Origin of the sequence: Paracoccus sp. (in: a-proteobacteria) (assembly GCF_030538655.1) — a bacterium.
In the GTDB taxonomy this organism is placed as follows: Bacteria; Pseudomonadota; Alphaproteobacteria; order Rhodobacterales; family Rhodobacteraceae; genus Paracoccus.
The window spans coordinates 1-15866 of sequence record NZ_JAUNTO010000035.1 but is presented as its reverse complement, the minus strand read 5'-3'; the positions used below and the strand labels follow the sequence as shown (position 1 = coordinate 15866).

Annotated in this window: 16 protein-coding genes; 9 read left to right on the top strand and 7 right to left on the bottom strand. The window is 63.7% G+C overall.

The annotated features are described in order from the left end of the window. The first annotated feature begins 405 nt into the window (after nt 1-405). Entirely contained in the window at nt 406-1245 is an 840-nt protein-coding gene (locus Q4G22_RS15120; RefSeq protein WP_303386718.1) for a universal stress protein, read from the top strand. Between the two features lie 62 nt (nt 1246-1307). Here Q4G22_RS15120 and fnrL read toward each other — a convergent pair whose 3' ends face one another. After that, the gene (fnrL, locus tag Q4G22_RS15115; protein ID WP_303386717.1) at nt 1308-2060 is read right to left on the bottom strand and encodes a transcriptional regulator FnrL; all 753 of its coding nucleotides are present in this window, start codon (nt 2058-2060) and stop codon (nt 1308-1310) included. A gap of 51 nt (nt 2061-2111) precedes the next feature. Between fnrL and hemN the strand changes: the two genes are divergently transcribed. Continuing rightward, on the top strand, nt 2112-3467 hold the full coding sequence (hemN, locus tag Q4G22_RS15110) for an oxygen-independent coproporphyrinogen III oxidase (RefSeq protein ID WP_303386716.1): 1356 nt from the start codon (nt 2112-2114) through the stop codon (nt 3465-3467). Between the two features lie 6 nt (nt 3468-3473). Here the strand turns inward: hemN and Q4G22_RS15105 are convergent, their stop codons facing one another. Continuing rightward, nucleotides 3474-3785 carry a hypothetical protein gene (locus Q4G22_RS15105; RefSeq protein WP_303386715.1) on the bottom strand — a complete coding sequence of 104 codons (312 nt, stop codon included), beginning with the start codon at nt 3783-3785 and terminating at the stop codon, nt 3474-3476. A 125-nt stretch (nt 3786-3910) separates the two neighbouring features. Next, complete coding sequence (gene polA, locus Q4G22_RS15100; RefSeq protein ID WP_303386714.1) at nt 3911-6706, bottom strand: DNA polymerase I; 2796 nt, start codon at nt 6704-6706, stop codon at nt 3911-3913. A 36-nt stretch (nt 6707-6742) separates the two neighbouring features. On the opposite strand from polA, the gene Q4G22_RS15095 reads away from it, so the two are divergent. From Q4G22_RS15095 to Q4G22_RS15085, 3 genes are read left to right on the top strand one after another with little or no spacing between them, the layout of a single operon-like run. Next, a complete protein-coding gene (locus tag Q4G22_RS15095) occupies nt 6743-7201 on the top strand; it encodes a hypothetical protein (protein ID WP_303386713.1) in 459 nt (152 codons plus the stop codon). Nucleotides 7202-7211: 10 nt separating this feature from the next. Next, complete coding sequence (locus Q4G22_RS15090; RefSeq protein ID WP_303386712.1) at nt 7212-7424, top strand: DUF2945 domain-containing protein; 213 nt, start codon at nt 7212-7214, stop codon at nt 7422-7424. Further along, entirely contained in the window at nt 7421-7984 is a 564-nt protein-coding gene (locus Q4G22_RS15085) for a DUF488 family protein (protein WP_303386711.1), read from the top strand. Before Q4G22_RS15090 ends, Q4G22_RS15085 begins: the two co-directional genes overlap by 4 nt. On the opposite strand, the gene Q4G22_RS15080 is transcribed toward Q4G22_RS15085, so the two are convergent. Further along, the gene (locus tag Q4G22_RS15080) at nt 7981-8181 is read right to left on the bottom strand and encodes a zinc-finger domain-containing protein (RefSeq protein WP_303386710.1); all 201 of its coding nucleotides are present in this window, start codon (nt 8179-8181) and stop codon (nt 7981-7983) included. The two genes, Q4G22_RS15085 and Q4G22_RS15080, sit on opposite strands and share 4 nt — an antisense overlap. 67 nt (nt 8182-8248) lie before the next feature. Between Q4G22_RS15080 and Q4G22_RS15075 the strand changes: the two genes are divergently transcribed. Then, complete coding sequence (locus Q4G22_RS15075) at nt 8249-9187, top strand: ABC transporter ATP-binding protein (protein ID WP_303386709.1); 939 nt, start codon at nt 8249-8251, stop codon at nt 9185-9187. A 48-nt stretch (nt 9188-9235) separates the two neighbouring features. Here Q4G22_RS15075 and betA read toward each other — a convergent pair whose 3' ends face one another. The 3 genes from betA to betI are packed head-to-tail and all read right to left on the bottom strand — an operon-like array spanning nt 9236 to nt 12848. Beyond that, nucleotides 9236-10822 carry a choline dehydrogenase gene (gene betA / locus Q4G22_RS15070; RefSeq protein WP_303386708.1) on the bottom strand — a complete coding sequence of 529 codons (1587 nt, stop codon included), beginning with the start codon at nt 10820-10822 and terminating at the stop codon, nt 9236-9238. Between the two features lie 9 nt (nt 10823-10831). After that, nucleotides 10832-12271 carry a betaine-aldehyde dehydrogenase gene (gene betB, locus Q4G22_RS15065; RefSeq protein WP_303386707.1) on the bottom strand — a complete coding sequence of 480 codons (1440 nt, stop codon included), beginning with the start codon at nt 12269-12271 and terminating at the stop codon, nt 10832-10834. Between the two features lie 10 nt (nt 12272-12281). Next, a complete protein-coding gene (gene betI / locus Q4G22_RS15060) occupies nt 12282-12848 on the bottom strand; it encodes a transcriptional regulator BetI (protein WP_303386706.1) in 567 nt (188 codons plus the stop codon). A 99-nt stretch (nt 12849-12947) separates the two neighbouring features. Between betI and choX the strand changes: the two genes are divergently transcribed. The 3 genes from choX to choV are packed head-to-tail and all read left to right on the top strand — an operon-like array spanning nt 12948 to nt 15820. Continuing rightward, entirely contained in the window at nt 12948-13889 is a 942-nt protein-coding gene (choX, locus tag Q4G22_RS15055; RefSeq protein WP_303386705.1) for a choline ABC transporter substrate-binding protein, read from the top strand. A 54-nt stretch (nt 13890-13943) separates the two neighbouring features. Then, nucleotides 13944-14792, top strand: coding sequence for a choline ABC transporter permease subunit (choW, locus tag Q4G22_RS15050; protein ID WP_303386704.1), 849 nt, complete (start codon nt 13944-13946; stop codon nt 14790-14792). Then, nucleotides 14789-15820 carry a choline ABC transporter ATP-binding protein gene (choV, locus tag Q4G22_RS15045; RefSeq protein WP_303386703.1) on the top strand — a complete coding sequence of 344 codons (1032 nt, stop codon included), beginning with the start codon at nt 14789-14791 and terminating at the stop codon, nt 15818-15820. Before choW ends, choV begins: the two co-directional genes overlap by 4 nt. The last annotated feature ends 46 nt before the right edge of the window (nt 15821-15866 follow it).

Genomic DNA, 15866 nt, shown 5'->3' with positions numbered 1-15866 from the left:
CCCAGATGAACATACCGCCCGCAACCAGCATCACGGTCAGGGCGTTCACCATATAGGCCAGATCGCGCGCAAGGTTGGCGCCGATCGCGGCAAAAACCGCGATTGCACCCAGCGCGATCAGCTTGAACAGATTTGACATCGTCCTCATGTCCCCTTGCATTTCACAGCAGAACCCGGCCTGCCGCGACGAATCGCGCGAACAGACGGGTATCCGGCCAACATCGCATAGGATTGCTGCAAGCACACGTCCTTGATCTGAATCAAAGAGCAAAGACGCAGCGTTTCCGGCCTGATCGCCAAACCGGCAGGCCGTTCATCCCATGGTTGACGTCAGATTGATGCAAGTCAATGTGGACGGGCGCGCAATGCGTCACAATCATGCGAACAGGAACAGGAGCGACCCTGATGAGCTTCAAGACAATCCTTACCGTCATCACCGACCCCAGCCAGACCAGCCAGCTTGACGCAGCAGCGGCATTGGCCCTGCGCGAAGATGCCCATCTCGAAGTGTTTTGCCTTGGCGTCGATCACAGCCAGGTTGGCTATTACTATGCCGGGGCCTCGGCCTATGTGTTTCAGGAATCCATCGACAAATCCATGACGGCGGCGGAAACGCTGGAAAAGACGGTGCGCGACCGGCTGACACCGAACACCGCCCTGCGCTGGTCAGTGGATTCGGCAGTGGCGCAGTCGGGCGGGTTGACCACGCTGATCGGGATGCGCGCGCGCTTTGCCGATGTGATGGTGCAAAACCACCCCTATGGCGACGCCGCCCCTCCTGATGCCGAGGCCGTAACCGAAGCGGCCATGTTCGAAGGCGGTTGCCCGGTGCTGGTGCTGCCGCGCGGCGATTTGCCGACCGAGCCGCCCAAAAGGGTGCTGGTCGCATGGAACCAGTCGAACGAGGCTATCGCCGCCGTCCGTCGCGCCCTGCCCCTACTGGTCGCCGCAGAATCGGTGGAAATCACCGTGGTCGATCCCAAGCCGTTTGGTCCCGAACGGTCTGATCCGGGCGGCGCGCTGTGTCAGATGCTGGTTCGTCACGGTGCCCGCGCCGAAATCGCCGTGCTGGCGCGCACGGAACCGGCCATCAGCGACGTGCTGATCCGTCGCGCCCGCGAAATCGACGCGGATATGATCGTGATGGGGGCCTATGGCCACTCCCGCTTTCGCGAGGCGATCCTTGGCGGTGCAACACGCAACATGCTGGAAAACGCGCCCGTCGCAGTGTTTATGGCCCGCTGAGCCGCTTCCTGTCTGTCCAAATACGCCGGGGGCCGGGGGCTGGCCCCCGGTCTTGGGGCAGATCAGTTCAGCCAGCCGCCATCGGCATCATCCCCCGATTCCTCGACCAGACGGGCGAAATCGGGGACGGTGATCCCGCGCTTGCCATTCAGGGCGATCACCTCGTCCCGTTTCAGCGCACTGACCTGACGGCTGACGGTTTCCAGCGTCAGTCCCAGATAATCGGCCATCGCCTCGCGCGTCAGGGGCAGCACCATTTCCATCCGCCCCCCCGGCTGCGCCCGGCGCAGCGCGGCATCGCGGCGGGCAACAATGGCCAGAAACGACGCGATCTTTTCCCGCGCCGTCTTGCGGCCCAAAAGCAGCATCCATTCGCGCGCAGCATCCAGTTCATCCAGCGTCATTTCCAGCAGTCGCTGCGCAATATGCGGGGTGCGGGTCAGAATGTCCTCGAACGGTTTGCGGCGAAAACAGCACAGCGTCACATCCGTAGCCGCCGTCACCGTATATTGCGCCACCACACGCCCCGGACGGCCCAGAAAATCGCTGGGCAACAACATCCCGACCATCTGCGTGCGCCCGTCCTCCATCGTCTGGGTCAGACTGGCCACACCCGACACAACCGAAGCCACAAAGTCCATGTGGTCGCCCGTCCAGACGATCACCTGCCCGGCCTCGAAGCTGCGATAGAATTTCGCCCCCTCAAGCGTATCAAGCTCGTGGGATTCGCAATGCGCACAGACGGCCCGATACCGGATCGGGCAGTCAGCGCAGGCCATATCTGGCCCGTAGGATCGGGCGATGTCGATTTGCATCAGCTTGATTTGTGTCAATGTCTGTTCGCGCGTGTTGCCTATTTATAGCCTATGGACCACGAATCGCAACTCAGGCGGCTGGGGCTTTTTGACGCGCGCGTGCCGCGCTATACATCCTACCCCACAGCACCGCAGTTTTCACCCGCCGTCGGAGCGCAACAGGCCGCTGACTGGATCAGTGCGGTGCCCGGTGATGCGCGCATTTCGCTGTATCTGCACATCCCATTCTGTCGTCGGCTGTGCTGGTTCTGCGCCTGCCGCACGCAGGGCACCCAGACGCTGGAACCCGTCGCCGCCTATACCGAAACGCTGCTGACCGAAATCGCCATGCTGCGCGAACGGCTGGCCCCCGGTGTGCGCCTGTCGCGGCTGCACTGGGGCGGCGGCACGCCCACACTGCTGGCCCCCGACATGATCCGCCGCCTTGCAGGCGTGATCCACGACAGCTTTCCGCTGGACGAGGGCGCGGAATTTTCGGTCGAGATCGACCCGAATGAAATCGACGAAGCCCGGATGGACGCACTGGCCGAATCCGGCCTGACCCGCGCCAGCATAGGTGTGCAGGATTTCGACCCTCTGATCCAGAAAACCATCGGCCGCGAACAGTCGTTTGAGTTGACCGCCAAGGCGGTTGACATGATCCGCGCGCGCGGCATCACCAGCCTGAACGCCGACATTCTGTTTGGCCTGCCCCATCAGGACAAGCGCCGTATTTCCGACACCGTGCAGAAACTGCTGGCGCTGAACCCCGACCGGGTGGCGCTGTATGGTTATGCGCATGTGCCGTGGATGTCGAAACGTCAGGTTATGATCCCCGGCGAGGCGCTGCCCAATTCCGAAACGCGGCTGGCGCTGTTTGAAACCGCGCGCGATCTGTTCCTTGCCGATGGTTATGACGAAATCGGCATCGACCATTTCGCCCGCCCCGATGACGGGCTGGCCGTCGCCGCCCGCACCGGCCACCTGCGCCGCAATTTTCAGGGCTATACCGATGACCGCGCGCCGACGCTGATCGGGCTGGGGGCCTCGTCCATTTCGCGCTTTCCGCAGGGTTTCGCGCAGAACGCACCGGCAACCGGCGCTTACCAGGCGGCGATCCGTGCCGGGCGTCTGTCCACCTCGCGCGGGCATGCCTTTACCGCCGAAGACATCTGGCGCAGCCGCATGATCGAAGCCTTGATGTGCGATTTCCGCCTGAGTTCGGCGGAAATGATCCGCGATTACGGGCTGACAGCCGAACGGCTGGCCGAACTTTACGCCCCGGTCAAAAACAAGTTCGGCGATATGGTGCAGGTCAGCGACGCGGGCCTGTCGATCCCCGAACGCGCCCGCCCGCTGACGCGGATGATTGCCATGGGTTTTGACGCCTACACCGTGCAGGCCAAGGGCCATTCGCCGGCGATCTGATGCGGCTCACATGCAGGTCTGCGCGTGATAGGGCAGGCCCAGCAGGACCGCACCCGGCAGCCGCCCCGGCAACGGCAACGGCAACGGCAACGGCGTGAACAGCCGCGTCAGCACCAGCGCGTAAAGCGGAATCATCGTGACGCGATGCCGGGTGATCTGTCCCCGGCGCATGGCGATGACGCCATAGGGCAACGTGGCCAGCGTGAAGATCAAGGTTAGGTAAATCGCGGAAAAACCGCTGATCTGACAGATCGTATGGATGGACATCGGCGACCCCGCCATGACCAGCACAAAAACCCAGCCGACGATCCGGCGCACCCGCCCCTGGACCGCAAAAACTGCGCCGCGACGGCCAGCATCGCCTGCGCCGAGACCGAGACGTGAACCTGCACGATACGATACCCGGCACGACGGCCAGCATGGGCAAAGCTTATGCCGCCCCCTTAATGCGCCTCGGCCCAGTTCGCCCCTGCCCCCGCATCCACCACCAACGGCACCGACAGTTTGACGGCAGGTTCCGCCGCGCCCTCCATCACGGCGCGGGCCACCGCGATAAGGTCGTCCACCGCGTCTGCCTCGACCTCGAACACCAGTTCGTCATGGACTTGCAGCAGCATGGTCGCGGGCAGGCCCGCGATGGCCGCCGGCATACGGATCATCGCGCGGCGGATGATGTCGGCCGCCGCGCCTTGAATCGGCGCGTTGATCGCTGCACGGCGCGCACCACCGGCAGCGGGGCCAGAGGCGTTGATACCGGGCGTATTGATCCGCCGCCCGAACATGGTGCGCACGAAACCGTCGCGTTTGGCATCGGCCACGGTCTGATCCATATAGGCGCGGATTTCGGGAAACCGCTCGAAATAGGTGTCGATAAAGGCCTGCGCCTCGGCGCGCGGGATGCGCAGGTTACGCGACAGACCAAAGCCGGAAATGCCGTAGATGACGCCAAAGTTGATCGCCTTGGCGCGGCGGCGGATCATCGGGTCCATGCCTTCGACCGGCACGCCGAACATCTGGCTGGCGGTCATGGCGTGAATGTCGATCCCGTCGCGGAACGCAGCTTTCAGCGCCGGAATATCGGCGACATGGGCCAGAATGCGCAATTCGATCTGGCTGTAGTCAAGGCTGACCAGCCGCATCCCCTGTCCGGCCACAAACGCCTCGCGGATGCGGCGGCCTTCGTCTGACCGCACCGGGATGTTCTGCAAATTCGGATCGGTCGAAGCCAGCCGCCCGGTCTGCGCACCAGCGATGGAATAGGACGTATGCACCCGCCCCGTCTCCGCGTTCACATAGGTCGGCAGCGCGTCGGTATAGGTGCTTTTCAGTTTCGACAGTCCGCGCCAGTCCAGCACGCGGGCGGGCAGATCGTGGCCCTCGGCGGCCAGATCCTCCAGCACGTCGGCACTGGTGGAATAGGCGCCGGTCTTGCCGGTCTTGCCGCCCGAAAGGCCCATCTTGTCGAACAGCACCTCGCCCAATTGCTTGGGCGAGCCGACGTTGAACTTTTCCCCGGCGAGGGTGTGAATCTCGTCCTCAAGCCCCGCCATCCGCTGCGCAAAGACGCTGGACATGCGGCGCAGAACGTCGGCATCGACACGGATGCCCGCCATCTCCATCCCGGCCAGAACCGGGATCATCGGGCGTTCCAGCGTTTCATAAACGGTGGTCACGGCATTGGGCGGTAGCATCGGCGCGAAGGCCTGCCACAGACGCAGCGTCACGTCCGCATCCTCGGCGGCATAGGGGGCGGCCTTGTCGATGGGAACCTGCGCAAAGTTGATCTGGCTTTTGCCGCTGCCGATCAGGTCCTTGATCGGAATGGGTTTATGGCCCAGATACCGCTCGGCCAGTTCGTCCATGCCGTGATTGTGGATTCCCGCGTGCAGCGCATAGGACATCAGCATGGTATCCCCGACCGGCGCCATGCGGATGCCGTGGCGGGCCAGAATCTTCCAATCGTATTTGGTGTTCTGACCGATTTTCAGGACCGCCTCATCGGTCAGCACCGGAGCCAGAGCGGCCAGGACATCGGCCAGCGGCAATTGCCCCGGCACCAGACTGGCCGAACCGAACAGATCATCCGCCCCGGCGACATGGCCGACCGGAATATAGCAGGCCCGCCCCGGCGCGACGGCCAGACTGATACCGACCAGATCGGCCTGCATCTCGTCCAGCCCGGTGGTTTCCGTGTCGATGGCAACCGCGCCTGCCTCATGGATCGTGGCAATCCATGCGGCCAGCGCATCGGCTGTGGTGACGGTTTCGTAACCGGCGTGGTCGATTGCCATCTGCTCCGGGGCCGGTGCCTTGGACGGCGGGGCGGATTGCACCGCCGGGGCCTTGGCCCCCAGCTTTTCGGCGACGCGATTGGCCAAGGTGCGAAACTCCATCTGCGCCAGAAAGCCCAGCAGGACATCGGAGTCGGGGGGCTGCACCTCAAGCGCGGCCAGCGACAAATCAAGCGGCGTTTCGCAATCAAGCTGCACCAGGCGTTTCGAGATGCGAATCTGTTCGGCATTCTCGATCAGCGTCTGCCGCCGCTTGGGCTGCTTGATCTCCTCCGCCCGGTCCAGCAGCGTTTCCAGATCACCGTATTCCTGAATAAGCTGCGCCGCCGTCTTAATCCCGATGCCCGGCGCGCCCGGCACGTTATCGACCGAATCCCCGGCCAGCGCCTGCACATCGACGACGCGATCCGGGCCGACGCCGAATTTCTCGGCCACTTCATCGGGACCAATCGTCTTGCCCTTGATCGGGTCCAGCATCCCGACGCCATCGCCGACCAGCTGCATCAAGTCCTTGTCGGAGCTGATGATCGTGACCGAGCCGCCCGCATCGCGCCCCCGGCAGGCCAGCGTGGCGATAATGTCGTCGGCCTCGAACCCCTCGGTCTCGATACAGGCGATGTTAAAGGCGCGTGTCGCCTCGCGGGTCAGGGGGAATTGCGGGCGCAGATCCTCGGGCGGGGGGGGGCGGTTGGCCTTGTAATCAGGGAATATCTCGTTGCGGAAGGTCTTGGACGAATGGTCAAAGATCACCGCCGCATGGGTCGGCGCGTCATGGCCGTTCTGATCGCTGACATATTTCCACAGCATGTTGCAAAAGCCCGCAACCGCCCCCACCGGCAACCCGTCCGATTTGCGCGTCAGCGGCGGCAGCGCGTGATAGGCCCGAAAGATAAAGGCCGACCCGTCGATCAGATGCAGATGGCTGCCCTTGCCGAAACCCTCGTCCATGTTACCCTCGCGCTGTTGGTCCGAAGGGGTTGTGACATGATCTTGCGGTTTCTTCCAGCCGCGCTGCTGGCCAGCGCCGCATCCGGCAGCGAACCACAACTTTGCCCGCTGCGCGATGATGATGCGTCTTGCACACGGGTTCTGGCCTGTGTCGGCGATCAGGGACGGTGGTTTCACGGCCGCAGTCTGGGGCGCGGCGCAGGCGACGTTGTGGGCGTGATGAGTGACGGCGTGGCCTGCACCGGGCGCTGGACCGAACGCGGGGTGATGGGCTTTGGTCAGGCCGATGTGACCTGCGATGACGGCACGCGGGTGGAGGTGATCTTTACCTATCAGGACCGTTACAGCGGCACGGCAACGGGGCGCGGGCTGACTGAGGACGGGCTGGCGGTGCAGGTCTGGTCGGGGCAAAATGTGCTGGGCTATCTGCATCAGACAACGGGCGCGCCGACCGGCACCCTGCCCTGTGCGGGCGCCCCCATGTTGCTGAGCTAGGGGGGCTGAAATGACGCAGTTCAAGATCGGCGATCATGTCACCTGGAATTCCGAGGCGGGGCAGGTCAGCGGCCATATCATCCGCATTCATACAAGCGATTTCGATTACAAGGGCCATACCCATCGTGCCAGCCCCGACGCCCCGCAATATGAGATCAAAAGCGACAAGACCGACCACATCGCCGCACATAAAGCAGCAGTCCTGACGCACCTGAGCGAATGACCACGGGGTTCACCACCATCGGTCATTCAACCCGCAGCTTTGATGAGCTGGCCGGAATGCTGCGCGATGCCGGGGTGGGGCTGGTCGCCGATGTGCGCAGCTTTCCACGCTCGCGCCATAATCCGGCGTTCAACATCGACCATTTTCCCGATGATCTGGCCCGCTGGCAGATCGGCTATCGCCACTTTCCCGCGCTTGGCGGGCGTAAGCCGCTTCAGCCCGGCATTGATCCGGCGATCAATGCGCTGTGGCGGGTGGCCAGCTTTCACAATTATGCCGATTACGCCTTGGGCGATGTCTTTGGTGCCGCTTTTGCCGAACTGATCCGTCTGGGTCAGCGGCAGCGGCTGGCCATCATGTGCGCCGAAGCAGTCTGGTGGCGCTGTCATCGCCGGATCATCACCGATTACCTGCTGGCCGCGGGCCATCCGGTGCTGCACCTGCTGGCACCGGGTCAATCAGAACCGGCACAGATGACCAAGGGCGCACAGATCAGGCCCGATGGCACGCTCACCTATCCCGCCGCGCAGGGACGGTTGGATTTTGGGACCGCACCTTAGTGGTCGTCGTGGGTGTGGTCGCGGTCGATAACGAAGCGTTTGCCACAATAGCCGCATTCGACCATGCCGCTGTCGCGCGCGACCGACAGCCAGACGCGGGGATGGCCGGTGCCCGCGGCCTCATCGCCGTCGCAGGCGACCTTCCACGCTGTCACGATCTGGGTTTCAGGGGCGGTATGGGCAGGCAATGCGGTCATGGCCGTTCCTTGAGCTTTGACGCAAAACAGGTTTATCTGCATCGTTCATAAAAGGAGACGGCGCGCGATGCCAGACGCTTTGGCCGGAAATGCGATCGAAATCACCGGCCTGTCGAAAACCTATGCCGGTTCGGGCAAGGCCCCGCCGAAACAGGCGCTGACCGGGCTGGATCTGACCATCCGCGCCGGGTCGATCTTTGGCCTTCTGGGGCCGAATGGCGCGGGAAAATCGACCACGATCAACATTCTGGCCGGTCTGGTGAACAAGACGGCGGGCCGCGTGGTGATCTGGGGCTTTGACCAGGACGTGAACCCGCGCCAATCCCGTGCCGCCATCGGGGTAATGCCGCAGGAACTGAACATGGACCCGTTCTTTACCCCTCGCGCCAGTCTTGAGGTGCAGGCGGGGCTGTATGGTGTGCCCAAACACGAACGCTGGACGGATGAACTGCTGGAACTGGTCGGGCTGACCGATCAGGCTGAAAGCTATGCCCGCAATCTGTCGGGCGGGATGAAGCGGCGGCTGTTGCTGGCCAAGGCGTTGGTCCACCGCCCGCACATTCTGGTGCTGGATGAACCGACCGCAGGCGTGGATATTACGTTGCGCGATATGCTGTGGCGGAACGTGCGGCGGCTGAATGAACAGGGGATGACCATCATCCTGACGACTCATTACCTGCAAGAAGCGCAGGAAATGTGCGACGAAATCGCCATCATCGACAAAGGCCGCCTGCTGATCCGCGACAGCACCGAATCACTGCTGCACCGCACCGATGGCAAGGCGCTGGTGATCGACACCGGCGGTCGGGTGGCGCTGCCGACTTTGCCGCAGGGGGCCGGTGCCGAATGGCGCAGCGACGGGCGGCTGGCGATCAGCTATCCCCCCTCGCGCATCCGCGCCGATCAGGTGCTGGACGCGCTGCGCAGTGCCGGTGTGCCGGTGATCGACGTGGCCAGCGAACAGCCTGATCTTGAAGATGTCTTTGTCGAATTGACCCGCCGCTGAGCCGCCGGGATCAGCGTTGCGGTGGTGGCGGGGGCGGCCCGCCAGCCCCTAAATCAGCCCCAGAATATGATCCGCCGCCTTTTCGCCGCTCATGATCGACGGGGCGTTCAGATTGCCGTTGGTGATGCGCGGAAAGATCGAGCTGTCAGCCACGCGCAGGCCCTGCACGCCGATCACCCGCAGCGCCGGATCGACCACCGCCAGCGGATCATCCGCCGCGCCCATTCGCGCCGTGCCGCAGGGGTGATAGGCGCTTTCGGCGTGGTCGCGGATAAAGGCGTCGATTTCAGCATCGCTCTGCACTGCTGCGCCGGGCTGAATTTCATCGCCGCGATAAGAGGCAAAGGCAGGCTGGTCAAAAATGCGGCGGGTCAGGCGGACGCAGGCGCGGAACTCGGCCCAGTCATCAGGGTGCGACATATAGTTAAAGCGGATGTCGGGGGCCGCCGCCGGATCGGCGGATGTCAGCCGCACCGCACCGCGCGATTTTGACCGCATCGGGCCGACATGGGCCTGAAACCCGTGCCCCTGCGCCGCCGCTTTACCGTCATAGCGCACGGCCAGCGGCAGGAAATGATACTGAATATCGGGGTAATCCACCGTATCCGACGACCGGATGAAGCCGCAGCTTTCGAACTGGTTCGAGGCCCCCAGCCCCGTCCCGCGCAGCAACCATTGCAGACCGACCGTCGCCTTGCCCCACAGGTTATAGTGGGAATACAGCGTCACCGGCTGCAAGGATTTGAACTGCATATAGATTTCAAGGTGATCCTGCAGGTTCCCGCCTACGCCGGGACGGTCGGCCATGACATGAATGCCATGGTCGCGCAGGTGATCGGCGGGGCCGATGCCCGACAGCATCAACAGCTTGGGCGTATTGATGGAACTGGCCGACAGGATCACCTCGTGCCGCGCGCGGATGGTCATCAGGCGGCCATTGCGGTCTATTTCAACGCCGATGGCGCGGTCAGCGTCGAACATCACGCGAAGAGCCAGCCCTCGGGTAATGCTCAGCCGTCCGGTTTTCAGCGCCGGGCGCAGATAGGCGTTGGCGGCGGACCAACGGCGGCCACGCCAGATCGTGGCCTCCATCGGGCCAAAGCCCTCTTGCTGGTGTCCGTTGTAATCGTCGGTATAGGGCCATCCGGCCTGCTGACCCGCCTCGATAAAGGCGTTGAACAGCGGGTTGCGGCGCGGGCCACGGGTGACATGCAGCGGACCATCGGTGCCGCGCAGGTCCGAGCTGCCGCCGTGCCAGGTTTCCATCCGCCGGAAATAGGGCAGCACGTCATCCCAGCCCCAGCCCGTCGCGCCGGTGTCGGCCCAGTGGTCGTAATCCGCCGGGTTGCCGCGCACAAAGACCATGCCGTTGATGCTGGACGATCCGCCCAGAACCTTGCCGCGCGGCGTGGCCAGCACCCGCCCGCCCAGACCCGGTTCCGGCTGCGTCTGAAAACCCCAGTCATAGCGCGCCATGTTCATCGGATAGGACAGCGCCGCGGGCATCTGGATCAGCGGCCCGACATCCGAACCACCATATTCGATCAGCCTGACCGAATGCCCCGCCTGAACCAGACGATAGGCCAGCGCACAACCGGCGGACCCGGCACCCACGATCACATAATCAGCCGTCATCATGTCACCTCAATATGGTGCCTCGACCGGCCCCATTCCGACATAGACCGATTTCAGTTGCGAATAATGTTCAATGGCAGCGGCCGAGTTTTCGCGCCCCAGCCCCGATGACTTGACCCCGCCAAAGGGCATCTGCACCGGCGTCAGGTTATAGGCGTTGATCCAGGCCGTGCCCGCCTGCAAGGCCGCGATGACGCGATGTCCGCGCGTCAGGTCGGCGGTGAACACACCTGCGGCCAGACCAAAGCTGGTGGCATTGGCGCGGCGGATCGCCTCGGCCTCGTCGTCGAAGGTCAGCACGGTCATCACCGGGCCAAAGATTTCCTCGCGCGTGATGGTCATCTCGTCGGTGGCATCGGCAAATACGGTGGGCGGGATGAACGGCCCCTGCCCCGGCCCGCCACAGACCAGCCGCGCGCCTTGCGCCTGACCGGCGGCGATGGCGGCACGGATTTTATCGGCCTGCGCGGCATTGATGATCGGGCCATGCTGGGTTTCGGGGTCCAGCGGGTCGCCCATGCGCACATCGGCGCAGCGCGCGGCCAGCCGGGCCAGAAACGCATCGGCAATCCCGCGCTGCACAAAGACCCGCGTGCCATTGGAACAGATCTGCCCCGAGGAATAAAAGTTCGCCAAAATCGCCGCGCTGACGGCATCTTCAAGGCTGGCGTCCTCGAACACGATCAGCGGCGATTTGCCACCCAGTTCCATGGTGACATGGCGCATCCCTTGGGCGGCGGCGGTATAGACCCGGCGTCCGGTGGGAACCGATCCGGTCAGCGACACCTTGGCCACGTTCGGGTCAGTGGTCAGCGCCGCCCCGACCGCGCCACGCCCCTGCACCACGTTGAAGATACCGGGCGGCAGACCGGCGTCGGTCAGGATCTCGGCCAGTTTCAGGGCACCCAAAGGCGTTTCTTCGGACGGTTTGAACACCATCGCATTGCCCATAATCAACGCTGGCGCGGCCTTCCAGCAGGCGATCTGGCTGGGATAGTTCCACGCCCCGATCCCCGCACAGACCCCCAGCGGTATGCGCACGGTATAGGCCCAGTCCTGCCCCAGCGGGATGTGGCTGCCGGTCAGCGTTGCCGCCAGCCCGCCGAAAAATTCCAGCGCATCGGCACCGGATGGCCAGTCGGCCACGCGGGTTTCCTGAATCGGCTTGCCGGTATCCAGCGTTTCCAGCCGGGCCAGTTCCTCGGCCCGCTCGCGGATGATGGCAGCGGCGCGCAGCAGCACGCGGCCCCGTTCCACCGGCGCCAGCGCAGCCCATTCCGGCTGTGCCTGCGCCGCCACCGCGCAAGCCTGCGCCACCTGATCCGCCGACGCCTCTTGCAGCAGCGCGATACGCGATCCGTCATAGGGATACAGCACCGGCAGGTCATCGCCCTGCCCCTGCACATATGCGCCGCCGATATAAAGACTGCCCCGTGGTTGCGCCTGCATCCTGCCCCCGTTAGCCCAAGGTTTCATCCAGATAGCCCGCCACGGTCCGCATGGCCGCCATGGCATCAGTCGGGCCGGGCGTCAGCGCCGCGCGCAGATACAGCCCGTCAATCAGCGCACCCAGCGTTCTGGCCATCGCCTGCGGCTGGTCGGTCAGGGGGCGCAGCGCAAAGACCAGATTCGAATGCAACCGCCGGTGATAAACGCGCAGCAGCCGCGCCGCTTCGTCATTGACCAGCGCCATCGCGTAAAAATTAAGCCAGGCGCTGACCACCTCGTGCCGGAAGTTCTGCGGGGCAAAGCTGGCCGAAACGATACCATCCAGACGCTGACGCCCGGCGTTGCCTGGCAGGCTGACCCGCACGGAATCGCGGTAAACGTTCAGGATATGCCGCATCGCCGCCAGAAAAATCTGGTCTTTGGACCCGAAGTAGTGATGCGCCAGCGCAGGCGACATACCCGCCGCGCGGGCAATCTGGGCCACAGTCACATCGCGCGACCCGGCCTGCCCCACCTCGGCAATGGCAGCGTTGATTAATGCGGCCTTTCGGATAGGCTCTGCACTTGGCTTGGGCATGGCGTGACTGCTGATCCGGGAAACATGGATTAACTGTTGCGCTTTTGTGCCTACGCCGCATTAATTGACTGGTCAATCAAAATAACAGGGAGACATCGCATGACCATCAACCGCCTTGCCGCCGCGCTGGCCGTGACCACGGCACTGGCCGCCCCGGCGCTGGCCTCTGATCCCGAAAGCTGTCAGGCGGTCGTGCTGTCTGACGTGGGCTGGACGGACATCACCGCAACGACGGCGCTGGCCGGGACGGTGCTGGACGCACTCGGCTATCAGACCGAAATCAAGGTTCTGTCCGTGCCCGTGACCTATACCGCGCTGGCCACCGGCGATGTGGACGTGTTCCTTGGCAACTGGATGCCCACGATGGAGGCCGACATCGCCCCCTATCGTGACGCGGGCACGGTGGACACGGTGCGCACCAACCTGACCGGCGCGAAATACACGCTGGCAACGAACAAGGCCGGGGCCGATCTGGGCATTGTCAACTTTACCGACATTGCCGCACACAAAGACGCGCTGAACGGCCAGATCTACGGGATCGAGCCGGGCAATGACGGCAACCGTCTGCTGCTGGACATGGTGGCCGAGGATAAATTCGGCCTTGGCACGTTTGAAATCGTGGAATCGTCGGAACAGGGGATGCTGGCACAGGTCAGCCGCGCCGATACCAGTGGGCGGCCCATCGTGTTCCTGGGATGGGAGCCGCATCCGATGAACACGCAGCATGACCTGACCTATCTGTCGGGCGGCGACGAGGTGTTCGGCCCTGATTTCGGCGGTGCCGAAGTGCGCACCAACACCCGCGCCGGTTATGTCACCGAATGCCCCAATATCGGCAAGTTCCTGCAAAATCTGGCCTTCACCCTGCCGATGGAAAACGAAGTGATGGGCAAGATCCTGAACGACGGCGCCAACCCCTCGGCTGCCGCGCGGGAATGGCTGCAAGCCAACCCCGATGCGGCGACGCCGTGGCTGGATGGCGTGACCACCTTTGACGGCAACGACGCACAACAGGCACTCAGCGCGGCCTTGGCCGGGTAACGACACTGGCCGTGGCGGCGCTTTCCGCTGCGGCCCCAAGCGACGAGGATGCGCATGGAACAACTGACGGCCCTGTTGACCGCGACCAAAATTCCGGTCGGGCGAACGGCAAAGCAGATCGTGGACTGGCTGATCGCGAATGCCACATGGTTCTTTGACACGATCTCGGACGGGTTGCGAACGCTGACCAACGGCATCCTGTGGCTGCTGAACGCGCCACATCCGTTGATCTTTATCGCATTGGCCGTCGCGCTGACATGGGCCTTGCAGCGCAACTGGCGCACCTGTCTGCTGGTCGCCGCCGGGTTCCTGTTCATTCTCAATCAGGGCTATTGGAAAGAAACGCTGGATACACTGACGCTGGTGCTGGCGTCCTGCGTGGTCTGTATGGGGCTGGGGGTGCCGGTGGGGATCATGGCCGCACATCGTCCGCGGTTTTATGCGGTGATCCGGCCGGTGCTGGACCTGATGCAGACCATGCCGACCTTTGTCTATCTTATCCCTGCCATTGTGTTTTTTGGTTTGGGTATGGTGCCGGGGCTGATCGCGACAGTGATCTTTGCCCTGCCCGCACCGATCCGGCTGACGCATCTGGGCATCTCGTCAACGCCGCTGGCCCTGCGCGAAGCGGCGACGGCATTCGGGGCAACCCCCCGGCAATTGCTGTGGAAGGTGGAACTGCCCAGTGCGATGCCGCAGATCATGGTCGGACTGACGCAAACCATCATGCTGTCGCTGTCGATGGTGGTGATCGCGGCGCTGGTCGGTGCACCGGGGCTGGGGGTGCCGGTGGTGCGGGCGCTGAACTCGGTCAATACGGCGCTTGGGTTTGAATCAGGCATGGTGATCGCCGTGTTGGCCATCGTGCTGGACCGGATGCTGCGGATGGAGCGGGCGAAATGAATGCGGTTGAATTCGACAATGTGAACATTGTTTTCGGCGAACGTCCTGCCACCGCTCTGCCGCTGATGGATCAGGGCTTGGATCGTGGCCAGATCAAGACCGAAACCGGGCAGGTTCTGGGCGTTCACAACTGCGCGCTGAACGTCGCGCAGGGTGAAATTCTGGTGCTGATGGGCCTGTCGGGATCGGGCAAGTCTACCCTGCTGCGCGCGGTGAATGCGCTGAACCCGGTCTGCCGTGGCGAAGTGCGGGTCTGGGACGGGCAGCAGATGATTTCCGTCACCCGCGCCAGCAAGGCCGAACTGCGCAAGATCCGCCTGCGCCATGTGGCGATGGTGTTCCAGCAATTCGGCCTGCTGCCGTGGCGGACCGTGCGGGAAAATGTGGGGCTTGGGCTGGAACTGGCGGGCCTGCCTGCCAGGGAACGTGCCAGCCGCGTCGAAGATCAACTGGCCACCGTGGGGCTGACGGAATGGGCCGACCGCCGTGTTGGCGATCTGTCGGGCGGGATGCAGCAGCGCGTCGGCCTTGCGCGCGCCTTTGCGACCGAGGCGCCGATCCTGCTGATGGACGAGCCGTTTTCCGCGCTGGACCCGCTGATCCGCTCGCGGCTTCAGGATGAATTGCTGGAATTGCAGGCCAAAGACCGGCGCACGATCATCTTTGTCAGCCACGATCTGGACGAAGCCTTCAAGCTGGGCAACCGCATCGCGCTGATGGAAGGCGGGCGCATCGTTCAAATCGGCACCGCGCGGGACATCATCGCCAATCCGGCCAACGAATATGTCGCGGATTTCGTGCAGCACATGAACCCGTTCGGTGTGCTGACCGCCGCCGACGTGGCCTTGCCGGGCGATGTCCCTGCCCCCGCAACCAGCGCGCCCATCCCGCCCGACACCCCGGTGCGCGAGGTGATCCAGATGCTGCGCCACCGCAGCGATGCCCTTGCCGTGCAGGGCGGGGGGCATATCACGCAGGCATCGGTGCTGGCCGGGCTGATCGACCCGCAGGGTCAGGGCGCGGCCTAGACGGCGTCTTCATTTAAGGATTCCCTTGTCATTCGAGTTCTGATTC

Coding starts and splice junctions, on each gene's coding strand:
- Q4G22_RS15120 (WP_303386718.1), top strand. CDS start 406: ATGAGCTTCAAGACAATCCTTACCGTCATCACCGACCCCAGCCAGACC.
- fnrL (WP_303386717.1), bottom strand. CDS start 2,060: ATGCAAATCGACATCGCCCGATCCTACGGGCCAGATATGGCCTGCGCT.
- hemN (WP_303386716.1), top strand. CDS start 2,112: ATGGACCACGAATCGCAACTCAGGCGGCTGGGGCTTTTTGACGCGCGC.
- polA (WP_303386714.1), bottom strand. CDS start 6,706: ATGGACGAGGGTTTCGGCAAGGGCAGCCATCTGCATCTGATCGACGGG.
- Q4G22_RS15095 (WP_303386713.1), top strand. CDS start 6,743: ATGATCTTGCGGTTTCTTCCAGCCGCGCTGCTGGCCAGCGCCGCATCC.
- Q4G22_RS15090 (WP_303386712.1), top strand. CDS start 7,212: ATGACGCAGTTCAAGATCGGCGATCATGTCACCTGGAATTCCGAGGCG.
- Q4G22_RS15085 (WP_303386711.1), top strand. CDS start 7,421: ATGACCACGGGGTTCACCACCATCGGTCATTCAACCCGCAGCTTTGAT.
- Q4G22_RS15080 (WP_303386710.1), bottom strand. CDS start 8,181: ATGACCGCATTGCCTGCCCATACCGCCCCTGAAACCCAGATCGTGACA.
- Q4G22_RS15075 (WP_303386709.1), top strand. CDS start 8,249: ATGCCAGACGCTTTGGCCGGAAATGCGATCGAAATCACCGGCCTGTCG.
- betA (WP_303386708.1), bottom strand. CDS start 10,822: ATGACGGCTGATTATGTGATCGTGGGTGCCGGGTCCGCCGGTTGTGCG.
- betB (WP_303386707.1), bottom strand. CDS start 12,271: ATGCAGGCGCAACCACGGGGCAGTCTTTATATCGGCGGCGCATATGTG.
- betI (WP_303386706.1), bottom strand. CDS start 12,848: ATGCCCAAGCCAAGTGCAGAGCCTATCCGAAAGGCCGCATTAATCAAC.
- choX (WP_303386705.1), top strand. CDS start 12,948: ATGACCATCAACCGCCTTGCCGCCGCGCTGGCCGTGACCACGGCACTG.
- choW (WP_303386704.1), top strand. CDS start 13,944: ATGGAACAACTGACGGCCCTGTTGACCGCGACCAAAATTCCGGTCGGG.
- choV (WP_303386703.1), top strand. CDS start 14,789: ATGAATGCGGTTGAATTCGACAATGTGAACATTGTTTTCGGCGAACGT.